Source organism: Niallia circulans NBRC 13626 (assembly GCF_001591585.1).
Taxonomy (GTDB): Bacteria; Bacillota; Bacilli; order Bacillales; family Cytobacillaceae; genus Niallia; species Niallia circulans.
This window is the reverse complement of the sequence record NZ_BCVE01000002.1, coordinates 275,204-293,377: the sequence shown is the minus strand read 5'-3', so window position 1 is coordinate 293,377 and position 18,174 is coordinate 275,204. Positions and strand designations below refer to the sequence as shown.

Below are 18,174 nucleotides of genomic sequence, written 5' to 3'. Positions count from 1 at the left end.
TAAAGAGAAAGGCACATTTTTTTAAAAGCCATCATAAAGTAATATAGGCAGATGTATCAAATTAGAGGTGAAATAATGATGGCTGATAAAAAACTTCATCCTTCTGTAGAAGAATTTAAAGCATTTGTAAGAGCAAACCCAAAAATATTGAAAGAGGCAAGAAGTGGGAATGTGACATTACAGGAATTATATGAGGATTGGTATTTATTAGGTCCGAACGATACTAGATGGGATGGTTTATTAGAAGGAAGTGCTGTGTCCACCCAAAAGGAAGAAGAGGCATCAGGTAATCGGACTGTCTGGATGTCAAATATTGTTGATACATTAAAAAATATGGACCAAAATCAAATCCAAGGATATTTGGCAAACTTAAACCAAGCTTTAGGTACGTTGCAAGGTGTTATCTCTCAATTCGCTCCAAATAGTGGTTCTAGTGGATCATCTGCGCCAACTGAACAAAAACCTTCTGGACCATTTTCTTTTAGGAAAGATTAAATAGGAGGACTATATGAGACAGAATATTAAAGAATATATTGCGCAGAATGCAGAATTGCAACAGTTTATTCGAGAACAGCCACAATGGTATAGAGAATTAAGCAGAAATCCAAATCAGTTAGAAGTCTTTGAGATTGCTTCCCTTCATTATTATAAAAAAACCATCCCAGATCACGTGGAAAAGTTTTCAAATGGTGTACAAATGGCGTCTATGATGGTTAGCATGTTTCAGGCAATGAATGCACAATCCTAAGTCTTTAAAATTCAATAAATACTCCGAGTAAAACAAACAGGAATGGTAATACTAACCGAAAATAAAACATTATTAAAATTACCAGGAGTGTTTATGTTGAAAAAAATCCGATTGATTTGTATTCCTGCTTTTCTCTTTTTAACAGGGTGCCACAATGATATCCCTGATCCAAAAGTAAAACCTCATAAGGAAGCAGTAAATGTTGTAATCTCATCAAATATGGCTGTACAAGCCTCTATTACTTCTAGCGATACGGAAAAGATGGTTGTGCATCATTTAGTGAAGGGAAATAAAGTATTTGTAGAATGCAGAGTAAAAGACTATTCATTCAGAGAAGATAGTCAGGGGAAATTAGGCAAAATACTTTTAGAAGTTGATGGCCAGAAGTATGAATATTCTTCTGCAGCCTTTGTAATCGAAGGGTTGAAAGCAGGAAACCATACAATTAATCTTTCTGTTATAGATGCAGTAAATAAGACAACAAAATACCAAAAGGCATTTCAAGTAATGATTAAAAGTTAGATAAAAAAGGAAATCACAAACCTTTTCTTTCTAGTGTCTTTCATGTAGAATAAGAAATGGAGGTGAGCGAATACGTGCTTGCGACAACTGAAATACTCCTTATTCAAGAGGAAGCAGAAGAGATTGCTGAAATGATATTAGAATCAGATGTTGCAGAACAATACCGTATTTGTTTGGCCAATATACAATCAAACAAGGAAACACAGCGGAAAATTCATTCTTTTAACAAAATGAAAGAGCTATATGAAGAAGTTCAGCGTTTTGGAAAATATCATCCTGAATATAAAAAAGTGATGATGGAAATAAGACAGCTTAAACGCGAGATGGATTTAGATGATAATGTAGCAGCATTTAAAATAGCTGAGAATGGTTTACAAAAGCTTTTAGATGATGTTAGCGTTATTATTGGGCGTTCTGTTTCTACTTTCATTAAAGTACCAACAGGTAATCCATTTTTTGATGAACTTTCTGGCTGCTCCGGAGGTTGTGGTAGTGGTGGAAGCTGTAGTTGTTCTGCATAATATACTTAAAAGCAATGATCCAGATGATCATTGCTTTTCTATTTTCTTTTCCTATGCTATTATGATAAATAATGGTATTTAAAGGGGTTAAATTATGCTAGGGCAACGACAAGGGATCATTGTTTGGTTATTTTCACTAAAACAAGCAAAAATGTTAAGAAGATATGGGAATGTTCATTTTATTTCCAAAAGGTTAAAATATGTTGTGCTCTACACAAACCAAAGTGACGTGGAAAGCATAATGGAAAAAATAAATGCTCATTCTTTTGTTAAAAAGGTAGAACCTTCCTATAAACCATTTTTAAAAATGGAATTTGAAAATTTGCGGCCAGATAAAGCGAAAGAATATGATTATAAAATGGGAATTTAATAGCTTGCTTAAAAGATATTAAAAACAGTATGTATGGAAGCTTAGTTAGAAGTATTATTTCTGCGACTAAGTCATCATACATACTGTTTTTTCTTTTATAGAATCCCATATAAATTGAGAAGGGAAGTAAAAAAAAGCCTGCAGGCAAATACCTGCAGGCTCCTTCCACATCCTTACTATTCATAAGGAAAGAAGGTAAAGGGAGAGGAGAAACCGGAGGAAAACTTAGGGGAAACGTAAGTCTTCTCCGCGGTTGGCAACAACATCCTCGAATAGATGCTGTTAATTACATTATCCCCAACCATGGAACACTTATACCTAATCAAAATATTTTTTTTGGATAAAGTAAGATAGTCTCCTTTTTTAGTTAATAGGTGGAATAAAACTATTCATGGTATGAATAGTAAAAAATCTTTAAAATGTTGGCTCGGTATAAGGTTTATGGTAGGATAGGGAAGGTAAAAGCAGTTAAAGTAAAATTAGGGTTGTGGTGATTGAAATGAGAGTTGTCTCCGGTAAGAATAAGGGGATTCCATTGAAGGCAGTGCCTGGTAACTCGACTAGACCTACTACAGATAAAGTCAAAGAAGCCATCTTTAACATGATAGGCCCATACTTTCAAGGAGGAGAAGGCCTTGATTTATTTGCTGGTAGTGGTGGACTAGGTATTGAAGCTTTAAGTAGAGGATTGGATCTTGTTATTTTTGTAGACAAAGAAGGAAAAGCGATACATACTATTAAAGAAAATCTTTCTATATGCAAATTAAATAGTCAAGCAGAGGTATATCGCAATAATGCGGATCGTGCTTTAAAAGCATTACAAAAAAGAGAAAAAAGATTCGATTATATTTTTTTAGATCCGCCATATAAAAAGCAGCAGTTAGAAAAAATCCTAACATTTATTGATGAAGCAGGTCTCTTAAAGGAAGACGGAGTTATTGTTTGTGAACACGGTTCGGAAATTTCTTTGCCTGAGGCAGTTAGCAGACTTCAACAAGTGAAACATGAAAAATACGGAATAATTGCGGTTTCTATTTATTCCTTACAAAATGGTATGGAGGACTAAGAAATGGCTAGTATAGCAGTTTGCCCAGGTAGTTTTGATCCGATAACGTATGGTCATATTGATATTATTAAACGATCAGCAAAGGTATTTGACCATGTATACATATGTGTATTAAATAATTCTGCCAAAAAACCTTTTTTTTCAGTAGAGGAAAGATTAGAGTTAATTAGAGAAGTAACAAAAGATATTAAAAATGTTTCTGCGTCGTCCTATGAAGGACTTTTGATTGATTATGCAAAAAGTGTAAAAGCGAATGCAATTATTAGAGGATTACGAGCTGTATCAGATTTTGAATACGAAATGCAGATTACCTCTATGAACCGAGTTCTATCAGATGATATTGAGACATTCTTTATTATGACAAATAATCAATATTCTTTCTTAAGTTCAAGTATAGTGAAAGAAGTCAGCAAGTATGATGGAGACATTTCGGAGCTTGTCCCAAAGATTGTTCATGATGCGTTAAGAGCAAAGTTTCATAAAAATCGTCCCTAACGCTTACTCTCCAGTAATATGAATAAAAAGGACTTATTGCCCAAAAAAGATTTTTAACATCTTTTTGGCAATAAGTCCTTTTTATACTTCTTCTCTTGGAGATAATCTTTTTACTAAGATAAAACAATAAATCATTAGGGAAATAATCGTGACAATTGGACCCCATGTGCTAATATTTTCAAATATTTGTTGCAAGAAAGCTCCCTCTTGGTTTAATCCTGGAATCGCAATCGTTGGAGCATCTTTTGCCAAAAAGTTTTTGTTAAAGAAATCCCACGCGATAAATGTATAAATTCCAGAGAAGATTGCTTGCATTATTCTTGCTATAAAAAAAGGTTTAAAACGAATATCTGTCTGTGCTAGAATACTTGCAACCTGTGCTTGTACACTCAAACCACTAAAGCCGAGGATACAGCTAGTCAGGATTGCTTGATGCATAAGGGTGGAAGTTTCTACATCACTTGTTAATTGACTTCCTAATGTAATTTCAAATATCCCAGCAATGAATGGAATCGCTAATTCGCCAGAAAAAGTGAATAGCTGGAAAACGGCTTCTAACAATTTAGCAGCAAAAGAAGTAATATGTAAGTGAAATAGTAATCGATTAATAACAGAAAAAAGAATAATGAAGCCGCCGACCATTAATAACGATTGAATCGAAGAAGTTACAGCATCTCCCATTAATTTGCCAAGTGGACGCTTGTCTTTTAACCGAGTATGATGTAATTCCCGTAACGCTCTTTTGATGGAGGCTTTTTCAGTTGCCTCCTGTTTCTTTATTTCTGTGTCCTTGCCATGAAATCTCATAAATAGTCCTACTGTAAAGTTGGCTAAATAATGAGAAAAGGCAAGAAGCAGTCCTAGTTTGGGACTATGAAAAAAAGAAGCTGAAACTGCACCAATAATAAACATCGGATTAGAAGCGTTAGAAAAAGAAACGAGTCTTTCTGCTTCTGTTCTTGTTAATTGTTTTTCTTCACGCATTCTTGCTGTTAATTTTGCACCAGTAGGAAAGCCTGATACCATGCCCATTGCCCAAACGAATCCACCTACACCTGGAACTTTAAAGAGAGGTCGCATAATGGGTTCCAATAAAACACCAATAAAACGAACTACACCAAAACCGATTAAAATTTCGGATAAAATAAGGAAAGGAAGAAGTGAAGGAAAAACAATCGTCCACCATGTGTTTAGTCCATTTTTGGAAGCGTCAACTGCAACTCCTGGAAAAGAAATTAGAGCAAGAGCTAATAGGGATGCAGATAAAGCGAGTACGATTGTCTTAAATTTTGAGCGTAACAAATTATATTGCTCCCCCTTCAAATAGAAAATAGTAGGTAAGTATTCTTATTTATAGAAGAAAGGCTGTTTAAGAAACTTTTTAGTAAAAAAGAATACTTGTACACAAACAGCCTGAAGAATATCCCTCTACCAATCAATATACTCATAACATAAAAAAAAAGACCATAAGAATATATAGATTATTATTTTGAAAAGAATAGGTGGGACAATATGGAACGCCCAAAAATTGGATTAGCGTTAGGGTCAGGTGGAGCGAGAGGATTTGCACATATTGGGGTCATAAAAATACTAAGAGAAGAGAATATCCCAATAGATTATATTGCTGGCAGCAGTATAGGGGCTATAATTGGCTGTTTATATGGAGCAGGATCCGATATTGAGCGGTTATACACTTTATCCAAGTTCTTTAAAAGAAAATACTATTTGGATTTTACTGTCCCTAAAATGGGGTTTATCGCAGGGAACCGTGTAAAGGAGTTAATTCATTTGTTTACCTATGGAAAAAATTTAGAGGAGTTGGATATCCCTGTTGCCATTGTTGCGACTGATTTATTAACGGCAGAAAAAGTAGTTTTCACAAAAGGGCCAATTGCTGATGCTGTTCGGGCTAGTATTTCTATTCCAGGTATATTTGTTCCAGAAAAAATTGACGGGCGATTGCTTGTAGACGGAGGAGTAATCGATCGTGTTCCCGTCTCAGTTGTGAAGGAAATGGGAGCAGATATTGTAATTGCTGTCGATGTCGCAAAAGTGAACATTCATACAGATATTTCTAACATTTATGATGTAATTATGCGTTCATTAGATATCATGCAAATGGAACTAGTAGAATCACGCGAGGTTGCAAGTAATGTGATGATTAAGCCGCCTGTTGAAATGTTTAATAGTAAGGCATTTACTGATTTGGAGAAAATTATTGAAATAGGGGAAACAGAAACGAGAAAATATATAGAAGGGATTAAAAAGGAAATCAGAAAGAGAAGAAAGAATGAAAAAAAGTAATTATAGAGTAACAAATAAAGATTAAAGGTTCTCGCTTAATACAGTGGAGTGCCTTTAATCTTTAAGCTGTTTATTAAGAACTTCAACTAATAAAAACTAGTCCTAACAAAGGAATTATTTCATGATAGGAGGTTTGGTGTAATCCATCTCTAATAGTTGATGCTGAACAAGATTAGGAACACCTAAAGCATAAATCTGCGAAGCGCGAATATCCAATGCGATTTTTTCTTTATCAAAAGCAGAAAGCTTGCTGATAATTGGCAGCTGAAACTGCTTCTTTTTTTCTTTTAAATAGAGACGGCCATTTACAGTTGTTCCAAGTAAACGAATATAATTTGGCTTCAATGAAGAACTCATTTCTGCCTTTTTGGTATTTGTTAAAATATGTACGCAAATTCTTTGCAGCCTTGTCCATGTATATCTTTTCGTCTTTACTAAACGAATAAAATCGTGAAAAGAGGATGCTGTTTTTACATATTTAAGGAAGCGATACTCTAAACCTTCCTCCATCTCATATATGGCAGCTAACTCTTCTGCTGTTGACTGAAGGAGACGGAATTTTAAATAGTGCCAGTAATTCTCCCAAGTATGGTAAGTGAGGTATGTTTCCTTATACTGCTGTAGTAATTGATAACTACTTGCGGGGAGGAAGGGTTTTATTTTTCTTATGTCTCCTTTATCATGCAATAGTTCTTCGCGAATGCTTGTTGCGCTAGCTATTGTATCCGAAGTAAATGTTTTGTCATGATAGTCTGCTTTCATGCGGGCAACTGTGCAAATCTCCATGGGATACTTATTGGTATGCACTGCCTTATAGTATTCATATCCCAAGATGTTATTTGGCATACTAAGATTTAGCGCGGTGTGATCATCACTAGTTGTTAATTCTTTTATCGCCAATGATTTAGCTTTCGGATAGCTCATTCCTTGTTTCATAAACCCCTTAACAAGTAAATCCTCTTCCATTCCTTTTCCTTGCAGCAGGGTAAAAGTCTGCTGAAAAGCATCGATGCTGCCTGATTCACTGCCAAAACATAAGAAATCACAACTTAAGCTTTGCAAAATATCAACAGCGCCAGAAGCAAATACGGCAGCATGCTGTGTGGCAAAAGCATAGGGAAGCTCCACAATAAGATCTACTCCACTTTCCAAAGCCATTTCTGCTCGAGCCCACTTAGAAACAAGGGCAGGTTCTCCTCTTTGCAGAAAAGGACCGCTCATAACAGCAGCCACAATATCCGCCTGTGTTAGTTCTTTCGCTTTTTGGATATGATACAAATGACCATTATGAAATGGATTATATTCTACTACTACTCCAACTGCTTTCATCACATTCTCCCTAACTATATTCTTTATGGTTGTATTAATAAAAGTTTATCCTAAAAATAGTGGTTATAAAAGAGAAACCTATATGGATCTGCCTGTTTTAGTATATAAAAGATTCCTTGTAAATTTATATGTGAGAAACAGTAAAAGAATAGGACTAAATGCTGGTTTCAAAGATGCAATATAATCCTGGGTTTTAATAGTGCTGTCTACTTTCTAATATAGTTTCTATTCTACGAATTTTTGAAGTAAAGCTTTGCTAAAATAGCTTAAATGGAAGCAAGGGGGAGAGAAATCAAGATCATTTTAGGAAGTTTTGGTTGCAATTCTGATGAATATGGGTAGAATAGAAAAGAAATCACGAAATATGATCGTGATTCAGGACATATCTCTTATTATTTACTGTAAAGAAAAAATATTGACAAATAATTATATGAAAGCTATAATTACCTTTGTTGCCTTGGGGTGATATATATGAAATGGACGTTAAGCCAGTTACAAAAATTTCGAAGTAAGGGATTGCCAATTGATGAAACAATAAATATGGATGAGATCAAAGAAACAGATCCGACCATAAGAAAAGTATCTCCTATTCATATAACAGGACGTACGGATATTGATTCAACGAAAGTGACTTTTCATTTAAATATAAAAGGATCGCTCGTGCTACCTTGCTCTCGTACTTTAGTAGACGTGGATTATCCAATTAATGTTGAAACAACAGAAACCTTCCTATTAAAAGTTTCGGAATATGAAACAGACGAAGAGGAAGTTCATCAGGTAAAAGGGGATGTAATTGACTTAAAGCCAATTATAGCAGAAATACTTTTACTTGAGGTACCGATGCAAGTCTTCTGTGAAGATGTAACAGAAGAGGGAGCTCCACAATCAGGAAATGATTGGGAAGTAATCCAAGAGCAAGATTTACAGGAGAAGAAAGTTGATCCTCGTCTTGCAGGACTTGCTAAGTTTTTTGAAAATGAGTAAATTAACTCATATTTAATTATGCAAAAGAAAAATGTGAGATTGGAAATATCTTTTCTCATTACTTTCTTAATACTCTTTAAGGAGGTGGGACGAATGGCTGTACCTTTTAGAAGAACATCTAAAACTGCAAAGAGAAAACGTCGTACACATTTTAAATTACAAGTGCCTGGTATGGTAGAATGCCCTAACTGTGGTGAAATGAAACTTGCTCACCGTGTATGCAGCGCTTGCGGAACATACAAAGGGAAAGAAGTTGTAAGCAACTAATTATCTTTTTTGTTGATTAAAAGCACAAGAACTTAAGTTCTTGTGCTTTTTTTCATATTATAGCTATTATTACAAAAATAGCTGAAGTAAAATAAAAGGAAGTTTTGAAAGTTAGAAGAAATACATAATATGAGGTGATAAGCAATGATTGTCATAAGTTCTTGTTTAGCAGGTCTGAAAGTTCGGTATAATGGGACGGATTGTTTAGATACCAACATAGAAGAGTTTATAAAAAAAGAAAACATAAGAACGGTTTGTCCGGAATTATTGGGAGGCTTCTCTACTCCGAGGGAACCAGCTGAGATAGTCGGAGGGGATGGTTATGATGTTCTTGATGGAAAAGCATTTGTTAAAGATGCTAAAGGGAATGATGTGACGCAAATGTATATCGAAGGGGCTAATAAAACCTTAGTTTTTATTAAAGACTTGGAGGCGGAAATGGTAGTCTTAAAAGAAAATAGTCCTTCTTGTGGTAGTGGTAGTATATATACAGGGAACTTTGATGGCACAAAAATGGGCGGTGTGGGTGTAACCACTGCGCTTTTAAGAAGAAACGGTATCAAAGTGGTGTCAGAAGACGAATTATTTTCTTAACTAGGTCTATAAGTAGCAAATTTTCTTTTTGCATGCTGCTAATTTTTCTTTTTGTAATATGAATAAATCAGTCTATCTTTTCTAGTAGATGCATATGTATGAATAAAAAACACTAGGAGGGTATACTGATGACAACAACGAGACAAGATGCTTGGTCAAAAGATGAAGATATTTTACTTGCTGAAATTGTTCTTCGTCATATTAGAGAAGGCGGTACACAGCTTCAAGCATTTGAAGAAGTGGGGAAATTATTATCAAGAACAAGTGCAGCATGTGGATTTCGCTGGAATTCATATGTACGCAAACAATATAAATCTGGTATCGAACTTGCCAAAAAACAAAGAAAGCAATTGAAAAAGACAAATGTAGCAGAAGAGTTTTCTCAAGAAGAAGTAACTGCTGTTCAGCCTGCTATATCTCCAGCTCCTATACAGAATCAATTTGATGAAATGATGTTATATTTAAAAGATTTATATGATAAAGCAACTAAGTGGGAGCAAGAAAATATTGACTCTTCCACCGTTAAAGAGAAAACGAAGGTATTAGAGGAAAAGCTAGCTATATTAAAGAAGGAAAATGAAGCGTTGCAAAGTGAATTAGACTCCATGGAAGGCGCTTATAAAGCATTAGTGGAGCTGATGGAAAAAGCAAGGCAAATGGTGGTTTTTAAAGATGAGGATAAACTTCCCAAGGTGTAAGTAAAGTTTTTCTTTAGCTAAAATGCTAATGGGATCTATATCTATAATAACATGGTCAAATAAATATGCTATATTGCAGGAGGAATCCTGTCAGTTAGGAAGCATCCGCTCGACTCCTGTATATAAAAAGGTGAGGCAGAGGAGAATCATTGGATTCACTTGACTTACAAGGAGAATCTGGGCGGCTGCTTTATATAAGTCAATTAAAATCTCTAATCTTCCAGATGCAAAAGAAAACAAAATCAATTTTTTGGTGTTTTAATCTATCCAATGAGTATAATACCGCATCCTCCCCATTAAGTTGTAACATTCTTCTCTAATTTTATTCCTTTCTATATTATTAAACCTTAAAAAACTCTTTTATAGATTATCTTTCAAAACTATTTGATTGCACTCGTCTTTTAGCTTTTCTTTCGTTTTTGAGGCAAGCATCATATTTTATTTTTTTTCTATTCCTGTGATTTTCGTACTACAAACATTTCAGAAAATGTTAATATATAACTAACGATAACTTGAAACGATAAAGGAGCTTCTAATGGAAATTGCAATTATTGGAGCTGGGGCAATTGGCTTATTATGTGCATACCAGTTAAAGGAAAAGCATGATGTCACCTTATATGTTCGGTCAAAGCAGCAATACGAGCGAATCCTAGAGAAAGGAATATATTATAAAGCAAATGACGAAAAGAAAAATCGAACAGTACGCGTACGGTTTTTTAAAGAGTGGAATGGACAAGAAGAGTTGACGATCGTCGCAGTAAAGCAATATCAACTAGCGTCCATTTACGAGAAGATGGAAAAAATGGGCGATAAAATAAAAGCAATGTGCTTTTTGCAAAATGGAATGGGACACATAGAGACAATTAGGAATTCGCGAGTTGCTAATATATTGATAGGTATTGTCGAACATGGAGCGATGAAAGAAGATGAGCAAACAGTAATTCATACTGGTGTAGGAGCAATAAAAATAGCTTGTATAAAAGGAAAAATGGACGATATAGTTACCACGCTCACAACAGCTACTAATAAAGACTTTTTATTTATAATGGAACATAAATATGAAATAATGCTGCAAAAAAAATTAGTCGTAAATTGTATTGTAAATAGTTTAACTAGTATTTTGCTGGTGCCAAATGGTCTTTTGCTGGAAAACGCTTATTATTCTCAATTGATGACTATGTTGATGAATGAGGTATTAGAGGTTTTAACGATAACCGAATCTGAAAAAAAAATCTATCGAGAGTATTGTATGGAAGTCGTAGGAAAAACAGCTTTAAATAAATCTTCGATGCTAAAGGACATGGAGGCGGGAAGACCTACGGAAATAGATGCCATCTTAGGATACATAATAGAAGAAGCAAAAAAGAAAAAACAGAGTGTGCCTATTGCAAATGCGGTTTATCTGATGATTAAGGGAAAAGAACGAGAAAGAGAGGTGTTTATCCATGATTAATCTAACTTCACATCTCATTAGTTTTCTCGTGGTTTTTCCAATCTTTACATTGTTTATTGTTTTTGTTATTAGTAAGTTGATTACAAAAAAGCATCGTCTATCTATACATCTAGCACTAGATATTAGTACCATCTTTTTTATTGTTTCTGTCCATTTTCTTATACAATCTATCTGGCATACTTCGGTCTTATTGTATATTGTGATATTTATCTTGTTGATTGGCATGTTATTTGTTATTGTTCATTGGAAGTTTAAAGAGGAAATACAATACAAAAAAGTATTTAAAGGAATTTGGCGTGTAAGCTTTCTTCTTTTTTTCCTTTTATATATTGTATTGCTCGTTTATGGTCTTTTCCTATCTATATGGAGAACACTTGGAATGGTATAATAGTTGATTACAATAAAATAACTTAAATGTTTAGCAAGTCAGTGCTACTTAGAATGAATAGGTGGACTCAATCTGGAAGATGCTAATAAGAAGATAAATCGAAAAGATAAAGGCTTATAAGCAACTTTTTTTCTTTTATAGTAAAGGGATGCTATACTTTTCTATGTAGCGAAATAAAATGAATGCTTTTTATAAGCAGCTGGATGATAAGCTCGTGGTTGGACTCCCACTATAGAAAGAGTCTTTAATAAGGAGAAAATACATATATAGGAAAACTCGAATTGGAGAAAGGAAGTACATAGATGGAGATGATGAATCTCTCTTTGCCTGTGGCAAATAAATTCGTAACAGATTATTTAGAACAAAAGAATAGTGCGGAAGACTTTTTTCATTATTCTTATCTTGATAATGGTAGCTATGAGAAGAGAGTTAAAGAATTAGAAACGAGAACTTTTATGAGGAATGATCTTGCAGATTATATCGAAGATTACATGAAAAAGTTCCCTCAAGGGGAAAAGGTGAGGCAATCCCTTTCTAAATTAAGAAAGGAAAACAGTGTAGTTGTTATAGGTGGACAACAAGCGGGTGTTTTAACAGGTCCATTATACTCTATTCATAAAGTAATTAGTATTATCCTGTTAGCTGAACAAAAAGAAGAAGAATTAGGTATTCCGGTTGTACCAGTGTTCTGGGTAGCGGGAGAAGACCATGATTATTTAGAAATTAATCATATTTATACACCAGGTAAGGAAAAAATGAAGAAGGCAGTTTATCCACAAAGAGTGTTGGATAAAAGAATGGCTTCCGATATATTGCTGGAAAAAGAGGTCTGTATAGAATGGCTGGAAAAAATCGTCGAATCCTATGGTGAAACAGATCATTCTAAGCCTTTATTGCAACTTTTGCACAATGCTGTCCATGAATCCACTACGATTGTTGACTTCTTTAGCTATATTACAATGAGTTTATTCCAAGATTATGGATTACTATTGGTTGATTCTGGTGATAAAGAGATTCGCAAGTTGGAGAAAGAAATTTTCCTTAAACAAATTAATGAATTTCAAAAATTAGCAGATTCCGTTTCAGAACAACAAAAGTTAGTACAGGAGAAGGGATATTCGCTTGTGATTGAAATGGCAGAAAATCCTGTTAACTTGTTTTATTATGATGAATTAGAGCAAGAAAGAGTATTGCTGCAATACGATGAAATAGAAAATTGTTTTATCGGGAAAGATAGAACAGTATCCTTTACTATGGAACAGTTAATAGAGATTGCGAGTGAATTCCCTCAAAAGCTAAGCAATAATGTCGTAACGAGACCAATAACGCAAGACTTATTATTTCCTACGTTAGCATTTATTGGCGGACCTGGAGAGATTGCGTACTGGGCGGAACTTAAAAAGGCTTTTGAACACTTAGGAATTAAAATGCCGCCAGTTATTCCTCGCTTAAATATTACGCTCTTAGAGAGAAGCGTGGAAGCAGACATAGAGGAACTAAAATTATCAATAAAGGATGTTCTTGTTAATGGAACTTCTGAAAGATGTGCGGAATTTTTAAAGTCTGTCTCAAATGAACGGATTGAACAGATACTTAATGAAATAAAAGAGGTAATTAAAACGAAATATGATCAAGTGGAAGAGGAAATGAAGGCAGAGTATAAAGGTTTGCTGCCGTTATTAGAAAAAAATGAAGATTTTTTAGTAAGCCAGCTTGAATTTTTGCAGAACAAAGTTGATGCTGCCGTAAAATTAAAGCATGAAGTACTGGTAAATAAATTTAACCGTATTGAACAAAATTTAAAGCCAGAAGGGTCTCCCCAAGAAAGAGTCTGGAATATCACCTATTTCTTAAATAAATATGGAATGGATTTTATTCAAGATGTAATGGAATTGCCGATGGCCTTTGATGGAACACATAAGGTTATTAAATTATAAGGAAGAAAAGAATGATTACCCCCTAATTATAGGACGGTTCAGACTGTCGACAAACTCCTAATTCAGTAATTAGGAGTTTGTTTTAGTTTATACATATACATTTTTTTAAATAAGAATTGATTTCCGTTGCAGGGGTACGCTTTCCGTGGGTCTCGCGCTGAGCCGCTTCGGCCTAAAGGCCTGCAGAATCTCAGACTGTCTCGCAGATCCCACAGAGTCTCACCCCTTCCATTCCAATCAATGCATAATAATTCCATTTGCATTTCCTAAATTCCTTTTGTCAACAAGCTGTACCGTCCTAATTATAGGACGGTTTTTTTATTGTTATAACGCATTTTCATTCCCTCCTTTAGTTTTGTCTTTTAGAAAATAAACAGCCAATTCTCAAAAAGTAGTGATAAAGAACCCCGTTTATTCTTTTCAAAATTATTATTTTTGTTGCAGGAAATATACAAAATAGATAGAATTAAAATTAATAGTGGAGGAAAGTGGGGGAATGTGGTACATTGAGGTTAGAAAGTGGGGGACAAGGGTATGTTTATGGGTGAATATCATCATAATGTTGATGCAAAAGGACGTATCATTGTTCCTGCGAAGTTTAGAGAGAACTTAGGTGAAACCTTTATTCTAACCCGTGGCCTCGATCGATGTCTTTTCGGTTACCCACTTAATGAATGGGAGATAATTGAAGACAAGCTCAAGCAATTACCTTTAACCAAAAAAGATGCTAGAGCATTTACCCGATTTTTCTTCTCCGGAGCAACAGAATGTGAAATTGATAAACAAGGTCGCATTAATATTGCCTCCCCCTTATTTCAATATGCACAGTTAGAGAAGGAATGTGTTATTCTCGGTGTTTCTAATCGTATTGAAATATGGGATAAACAAGAGTGGGAAAATTATTTTTCCGAATCAGAGGATTCTTTTGCAGAAATTGCAGAAAATATGATTGGGTTTGATATTTAATTTTTTCACTATGTACATAATAAATACTACCTACAAGAAAAATTTATAGACAGGTGTGGATTCATGTTTAATCATACAACAGTATTACTGAATGAAGCTGTCGATGCTCTCGATATTAAGCCAGATGGAATTTATGTGGATTGTACTTTAGGTGGAGCAGGGCACAGCGAATTAATTCTTTCCAAATTATCAGGCAGTGGAAGGTTAATTGCATTTGATCAAGATGAAGTAGCAATAAAAAATGCACAAGTAAAATTAGCCCCATATAAGGACAGATTGACGATTGTCAAAAGTAACTTCCGCTATTTAAAAGAAGAAATTCACAACTTAGGGATTACACATGTAGATGGAATTCTTTATGACTTAGGTGTATCTTCCCCGCAATTGGATACTCCTGAGCGTGGATTTAGTTATCACCATGATGCACCACTTGATATGCGTATGGATAATGAAGCGGATGTTACTGCATATGATGTTGTTAATTCTTGGTCTTATGAATCACTAGTTAAAATTTTCTTTCGTTATGGAGAGGAGAAATTCTCTAAACAAATAGCAAGGAAAATTGAGGCAGCAAGAGAAAATCGCCCAATAGAAACGACTGGAGAGTTGGTTGAATTAATTAAGGAAGCTATTCCAGCGCCAGCTAGACGAAAAGGCGGTCATCCTGCAAAAAGAGTTTTTCAAGCAATACGAATTGCAGTTAATGATGAACTTGGCGTATTTGAAGCTTCGTTAGAGCAAGCCATTACGTTACTAAATCCAGGCGGAAGAATCAGCGTTATCACCTTCCATTCCCTTGAAGACAGAATTTGTAAGTCGACATTTAAAAAGATGAGTGATCTGCCGCCATTGCCGCCAGGACTACCGGTTATTCCAGATGAGTTTAAACCAGAATTGAAATTAATTACTAGAAAGCCGATTATCCCATCTGAAGAAGAATTAGAATTTAATAACAGAGCAAGATCAGCGAAACTACGTGTTGCAGAAAAACAATAACCAAAGGGTGCAGGAGGTAATTAAATGAGCAACTTAGCAAGAAAAATGCAGCAGGATCAATATCAACAACAAGAAGAAAAGCAGTCGGTTAAAAAGGTTATTAAACAGACTAAATCATTATTATCTCCTGGAGAGAAGATTTTAGGAATTGCCTTTGTAGTCATTATTTGTATTGGCGGCGTAAAAATTGTAAGCAATCAATCGGAGATTTATCAAGTAAATAAAGATATTCAAGTAGCGGAAAGCTCCATTAATTCGCTTGAAAAGTCAAACAAAGAATTAGATACACAAGTAAAGGATTTAAGCAGCTTTGAACGCTTACGCAAAGTAGCAGGGAAATTAGGTTTAGATTTTAGTAAAGACAATGTAAAGGTTGTGCATTAAGCAATGATCCGAAAACAACCTAATATTAATTTTGGAGCAGCCATCCTTTTTGTTTTCTTTTGTCTGCTCTTTTTTGTTTTAGTTATTCGGTTTGTCTATATTCAGGCGACAGGAGAAGTGTCAGGAGTAGAGATAGCTGCGCAAGCAGAAAAAAAACATAACACTTCCCGTGTGCTAGAGGCTTCAAGAGGAAGTATATTAGATCGCAATGGGGACGTAATTGCAGAGGATGCAGTTTCCTATAAGCTAGTTGCTGTAACAGATGAATCATTGAGTAAGAATCTGGATAAAAATGTTCATGTTGCGGATCCCGAATTGACAGCTAGAGAATTAGCAAAATATATCGATTTAAAAGAATCGGAGATTTATAGAATTTTAACCAAAAAGGGCGCAAAACAAGTGGAATTTGGGGAGGCCGGAAAAGATCTTTCCTATGAGACGAAAAAGAAAATTGAAGATTTAAAGCTTCCTGGTATTCAAATTGTCGAAGGGAAAAAGCGTTTTTATCCGAATGGAATCTTTGCTTCCCATGTTATCGGCTATTTAGAAGAGGATGAAGGTAAGGAAACAGGCAGATTAGGTATTGAAGAAAGTTTAAATAAAATGCTGACAGGTACAAATGGCAGTATGCAGTATAGTAAAGATTTTTGGGGCTATATTTTGCCAAACAGTAAGGATAAAATCGTGCCTGCTCAAAATGGCAAGAATGTTTATTTGACACTTGATAAGAAAATCCAATCCTTTTTAGAAGATACGCTGAATAAGGTAAATGCAGAATATAATCCTGTAAAAATGATTGCGATTGTAGCTAATCCGAAAACAGGAGAAATATTAGCGATGAGTCAAAGACCATCCTTTGATCCCGAAACAAGAGAAGGTATTACAGCTTCCTGGCATAATGAAGCAATTGAAACCAATTATGAACCAGGATCCACTATGAAAATATTTACTTTAGCTGCAGCGGTGGAAGAAGGAGTATTCAATCCAAACGACTATTATCAGTCAGGCAGATATGAAGGAATAGGAGATCATAATAATGGAGCTGGTTGGGGAAAGATTTCTTATTTAGAAGGAGTTCAGCGATCTTCCAATGTAGCGTTCGCGAAACTTGCCAAGGAAAAAATCGGCTTTGAGACATTCAGAGAGTATTTAACAAAATTCGGCCTTGATCAGCCAACTGGAATCGACCTACCAAGAGAAGCAAATAGCTCGATTGTATTTAATTGGCCAATAGAAAAAATTACAACTGCTTTTGGTCAAGGTACAGCTTTAACACCAATTCAGCAAATTCAAGCGGCAACAGCTATTGCCAATGATGGAAAAATGGTGAAGCCGTACGTTATTGAACAGATTAAAGATCCAAATACAGGGAAAATCATCAAAAAAGGCGAGACGCAAGTGGCAGGAACACCAATCTCTGCAAAAACAGCCAAAGAAGTCCGCGATATTCTTGAAACAGTTATTACGAGTAAAAAAGGGACGGGTTACAAAAAATTCAATATTGATGGATATGATGTTGCCGGTAAAACAGGAACCGCACAAATTCCTAAAAGCGGCGGCGGTTATTTAGAAGGTAAAAATGATTACATTTTTTCTTTTTTAGGTATGGCTCCGAAGGATGATCCTGAATTAATAATGTATGTTGCTGTTCAGCAGCCAGAGCTAAAGGAAACGGAAACTGGGTCTGAACCAGTCGCTGAAATTTTCACTTCAGTCATGAAGAGCAGTCTGCAGTATATGGATATAGTACCAACAAAAGAAGTAATTTCGAAGCCGATTGAAATCCCCAATTTAAGTGGAATGACTGCAGAAGAGGCGAAGAAAATTCTAGAGGATAAAGGGCTGAATGCCGTTATTATCGGAGACGGCAAGACAGTGGAAGAACAGCTTCCAGTCAAAGGAGATACTTATCTAAAAGGCGAGAAAGTAATCTTAAAGACGGATGGTAAAGAAACAGTTCCTAATATGAAGGGCTGGTCATTACGCGATGTTTTAAAAGTAGTGGACCTCAATAAGCTGAAACTTGAAAGTTCCGGCAGTGGATATGTGTCCTCTCAGAGTATAAAAGCAGGGTCTAAGGTTAAAGAAAACGATAAGGTATCGGTTAAGTTAAAAGAACCAGAGTAAGAGAGAGCTTCACTACATTTTTGAG

Annotated in this window: 21 protein-coding genes; 19 read left to right on the top strand and 2 right to left on the bottom strand. The window is 35.1% G+C overall.

Annotated elements, in window-relative coordinates; translation table 11 throughout:
- Positions 1-75 precede the first annotated feature (75 nt).
- From BCI01S_RS03840 to coaD, 7 genes are all read left to right on the top strand, one after another.
- Entirely contained in the window at positions 76-495 is a 420-nt protein-coding gene (locus BCI01S_RS03840) for a YlbD family protein (RefSeq protein WP_235844434.1), read from the top strand.
- A 13-nt stretch (positions 496-508) separates the two neighbouring features.
- Positions 509-748, top strand: a complete 240-nt coding sequence (locus BCI01S_RS03835; protein WP_047939887.1) for a YlbE-like family protein — start codon at positions 509-511, stop codon at positions 746-748.
- Positions 749-841: 93 nt separating this feature from the next.
- Complete coding sequence (locus tag BCI01S_RS03830; RefSeq protein WP_144544170.1) at positions 842-1,270, top strand: hypothetical protein; 429 nt, start codon at positions 842-844, stop codon at positions 1,268-1,270.
- 74 nt (positions 1,271-1,344) lie between these two features.
- The gene (locus BCI01S_RS03825; RefSeq protein ID WP_047939888.1) at positions 1,345-1,791 is read left to right on the top strand and encodes a YlbF/YmcA family competence regulator; all 447 of its coding nucleotides are present in this window, start codon (positions 1,345-1,347) and stop codon (positions 1,789-1,791) included.
- A 94-nt stretch (positions 1,792-1,885) separates the two neighbouring features.
- The gene (locus tag BCI01S_RS03820) at positions 1,886-2,161 is read left to right on the top strand and encodes a YlbG family protein (RefSeq protein WP_061796785.1); all 276 of its coding nucleotides are present in this window, start codon (positions 1,886-1,888) and stop codon (positions 2,159-2,161) included.
- A 499-nt stretch (positions 2,162-2,660) separates the two neighbouring features.
- Entirely contained in the window at positions 2,661-3,227 is a 567-nt protein-coding gene (rsmD, locus tag BCI01S_RS03815; RefSeq protein ID WP_047939890.1) for a 16S rRNA (guanine(966)-N(2))-methyltransferase RsmD, read from the top strand.
- A gap of 3 nt (positions 3,228-3,230) precedes the next feature.
- Entirely contained in the window at positions 3,231-3,722 is a 492-nt protein-coding gene (coaD, locus tag BCI01S_RS03810) for a pantetheine-phosphate adenylyltransferase (RefSeq protein ID WP_047939891.1), read from the top strand.
- Positions 3,723-3,803: 81 nt separating this feature from the next.
- On the opposite strand, the gene spoVV is transcribed toward coaD, so the two are convergent.
- Positions 3,804-5,024 (bottom strand): dipicolinic acid transporter SpoVV, encoded by a 1,221-nt coding sequence (spoVV, locus tag BCI01S_RS03805; RefSeq protein ID WP_047939892.1) that lies wholly within the window; start codon positions 5,022-5,024, stop codon positions 3,804-3,806.
- A gap of 210 nt (positions 5,025-5,234) precedes the next feature.
- Here spoVV and BCI01S_RS03800 point away from each other — a divergent pair, with 210 nt between their 5' ends.
- The gene (locus BCI01S_RS03800; RefSeq protein ID WP_047939893.1) at positions 5,235-6,026 is read left to right on the top strand and encodes a patatin-like phospholipase family protein; all 792 of its coding nucleotides are present in this window, start codon (positions 5,235-5,237) and stop codon (positions 6,024-6,026) included.
- 114 nt (positions 6,027-6,140) lie between these two features.
- On the opposite strand, the gene BCI01S_RS03795 is transcribed toward BCI01S_RS03800, so the two are convergent.
- Positions 6,141-7,355 (bottom strand): nucleotidyltransferase, encoded by a 1,215-nt coding sequence (locus BCI01S_RS03795; RefSeq protein WP_047939894.1) that lies wholly within the window; start codon positions 7,353-7,355, stop codon positions 6,141-6,143.
- A 471-nt stretch (positions 7,356-7,826) separates the two neighbouring features.
- Here BCI01S_RS03795 and BCI01S_RS03790 point away from each other — a divergent pair, with 471 nt between their 5' ends.
- The 11 genes from BCI01S_RS03790 to BCI01S_RS03740 all read left to right on the top strand — a co-directional run bounded on the left by BCI01S_RS03790 (position 7,827) and on the right by BCI01S_RS03740 (position 18,149).
- A complete protein-coding gene (locus BCI01S_RS03790) occupies positions 7,827-8,339 on the top strand; it encodes a YceD family protein (RefSeq protein ID WP_061796783.1) in 513 nt (170 codons plus the stop codon).
- 93 nt (positions 8,340-8,432) lie between these two features.
- Positions 8,433-8,606 carry a 50S ribosomal protein L32 gene (gene rpmF / locus BCI01S_RS03785; protein ID WP_016200993.1) on the top strand — a complete coding sequence of 58 codons (174 nt, stop codon included), beginning with the start codon at positions 8,433-8,435 and terminating at the stop codon, positions 8,604-8,606.
- A gap of 144 nt (positions 8,607-8,750) precedes the next feature.
- Positions 8,751-9,200: a 2-thiouracil desulfurase family protein gene (locus BCI01S_RS03780; RefSeq protein WP_047939896.1), complete on the top strand. Its 450-nt coding sequence runs from the start codon at positions 8,751-8,753 to the stop codon at positions 9,198-9,200.
- A gap of 128 nt (positions 9,201-9,328) precedes the next feature.
- Entirely contained in the window at positions 9,329-9,898 is a 570-nt protein-coding gene (locus BCI01S_RS03775) for an RsfA family transcriptional regulator (RefSeq protein WP_047939897.1), read from the top strand.
- A gap of 535 nt (positions 9,899-10,433) precedes the next feature.
- On the top strand, positions 10,434-11,351 hold the full coding sequence (locus BCI01S_RS03770; RefSeq protein ID WP_061796781.1) for a 2-dehydropantoate 2-reductase: 918 nt from the start codon (positions 10,434-10,436) through the stop codon (positions 11,349-11,351).
- Entirely contained in the window at positions 11,344-11,739 is a 396-nt protein-coding gene (locus BCI01S_RS03765) for a DUF3397 domain-containing protein (protein WP_047939899.1), read from the top strand. The genes BCI01S_RS03770 and BCI01S_RS03765 overlap by 8 nt, the downstream gene beginning before the upstream one ends.
- 302 nt (positions 11,740-12,041) lie before the next feature.
- Positions 12,042-13,676, top strand: a complete 1,635-nt coding sequence (gene bshC / locus BCI01S_RS03760) for a bacillithiol biosynthesis cysteine-adding enzyme BshC (protein WP_061796779.1) — start codon at positions 12,042-12,044, stop codon at positions 13,674-13,676.
- A gap of 534 nt (positions 13,677-14,210) precedes the next feature.
- Positions 14,211-14,642, top strand: coding sequence for a division/cell wall cluster transcriptional repressor MraZ (gene mraZ, locus BCI01S_RS03755; RefSeq protein ID WP_047939902.1), 432 nt, complete (start codon positions 14,211-14,213; stop codon positions 14,640-14,642).
- Positions 14,643-14,705: 63 nt separating this feature from the next.
- On the top strand, positions 14,706-15,638 hold the full coding sequence (gene rsmH, locus BCI01S_RS03750) for a 16S rRNA (cytosine(1402)-N(4))-methyltransferase RsmH (RefSeq protein ID WP_047939903.1): 933 nt from the start codon (positions 14,706-14,708) through the stop codon (positions 15,636-15,638).
- Between the two features lie 24 nt (positions 15,639-15,662).
- Positions 15,663-16,022: a cell division protein FtsL gene (gene ftsL / locus BCI01S_RS03745; protein ID WP_047939904.1), complete on the top strand. Its 360-nt coding sequence runs from the start codon at positions 15,663-15,665 to the stop codon at positions 16,020-16,022.
- A 3-nt stretch (positions 16,023-16,025) separates the two neighbouring features.
- Positions 16,026-18,149 carry a penicillin-binding protein gene (locus tag BCI01S_RS03740; RefSeq protein ID WP_047939905.1) on the top strand — a complete coding sequence of 708 codons (2,124 nt, stop codon included), beginning with the start codon at positions 16,026-16,028 and terminating at the stop codon, positions 18,147-18,149.
- The last annotated feature ends 25 nt before the right edge of the window (positions 18,150-18,174 follow it).

What these genes read in the sequence shown, in the direction of transcription:
- bshC (WP_061796779.1), top strand. Translation starts at nt 12,042, where the DNA reads ATGGAGATGATGAATCTCTCTTTGCCTGTGGCAAATAAATTCGTAACA.
- BCI01S_RS03765 (WP_047939899.1), top strand. Translation starts at nt 11,344, where the DNA reads ATGATTAATCTAACTTCACATCTCATTAGTTTTCTCGTGGTTTTTCCA.
- rsmH (WP_047939903.1), top strand. Translation starts at nt 14,706, where the DNA reads ATGTTTAATCATACAACAGTATTACTGAATGAAGCTGTCGATGCTCTC.
- BCI01S_RS03795 (WP_047939894.1), bottom strand. Translation starts at nt 7,355, where the DNA reads ATGAAAGCAGTTGGAGTAGTAGTAGAATATAATCCATTTCATAATGGT.
- ftsL (WP_047939904.1), top strand. Translation starts at nt 15,663, where the DNA reads ATGAGCAACTTAGCAAGAAAAATGCAGCAGGATCAATATCAACAACAA.
- BCI01S_RS03820 (WP_061796785.1), top strand. Translation starts at nt 1,886, where the DNA reads ATGCTAGGGCAACGACAAGGGATCATTGTTTGGTTATTTTCACTAAAA.
- BCI01S_RS03780 (WP_047939896.1), top strand. Translation starts at nt 8,751, where the DNA reads ATGATTGTCATAAGTTCTTGTTTAGCAGGTCTGAAAGTTCGGTATAAT.
- BCI01S_RS03835 (WP_047939887.1), top strand. Translation starts at nt 509, where the DNA reads ATGAGACAGAATATTAAAGAATATATTGCGCAGAATGCAGAATTGCAA.
- BCI01S_RS03775 (WP_047939897.1), top strand. Translation starts at nt 9,329, where the DNA reads ATGACAACAACGAGACAAGATGCTTGGTCAAAAGATGAAGATATTTTA.
- BCI01S_RS03790 (WP_061796783.1), top strand. Translation starts at nt 7,827, where the DNA reads ATGAAATGGACGTTAAGCCAGTTACAAAAATTTCGAAGTAAGGGATTG.
- BCI01S_RS03800 (WP_047939893.1), top strand. Translation starts at nt 5,235, where the DNA reads ATGGAACGCCCAAAAATTGGATTAGCGTTAGGGTCAGGTGGAGCGAGA.
- BCI01S_RS03830 (WP_144544170.1), top strand. Translation starts at nt 842, where the DNA reads ATGTTGAAAAAAATCCGATTGATTTGTATTCCTGCTTTTCTCTTTTTA.
- BCI01S_RS03840 (WP_235844434.1), top strand. Translation starts at nt 76, where the DNA reads ATGATGGCTGATAAAAAACTTCATCCTTCTGTAGAAGAATTTAAAGCA.
- mraZ (WP_047939902.1), top strand. Translation starts at nt 14,211, where the DNA reads ATGTTTATGGGTGAATATCATCATAATGTTGATGCAAAAGGACGTATC.
- rsmD (WP_047939890.1), top strand. Translation starts at nt 2,661, where the DNA reads ATGAGAGTTGTCTCCGGTAAGAATAAGGGGATTCCATTGAAGGCAGTG.
- BCI01S_RS03740 (WP_047939905.1), top strand. Translation starts at nt 16,026, where the DNA reads ATGATCCGAAAACAACCTAATATTAATTTTGGAGCAGCCATCCTTTTT.
- rpmF (WP_016200993.1), top strand. Translation starts at nt 8,433, where the DNA reads ATGGCTGTACCTTTTAGAAGAACATCTAAAACTGCAAAGAGAAAACGT.
- coaD (WP_047939891.1), top strand. Translation starts at nt 3,231, where the DNA reads ATGGCTAGTATAGCAGTTTGCCCAGGTAGTTTTGATCCGATAACGTAT.
- BCI01S_RS03770 (WP_061796781.1), top strand. Translation starts at nt 10,434, where the DNA reads ATGGAAATTGCAATTATTGGAGCTGGGGCAATTGGCTTATTATGTGCA.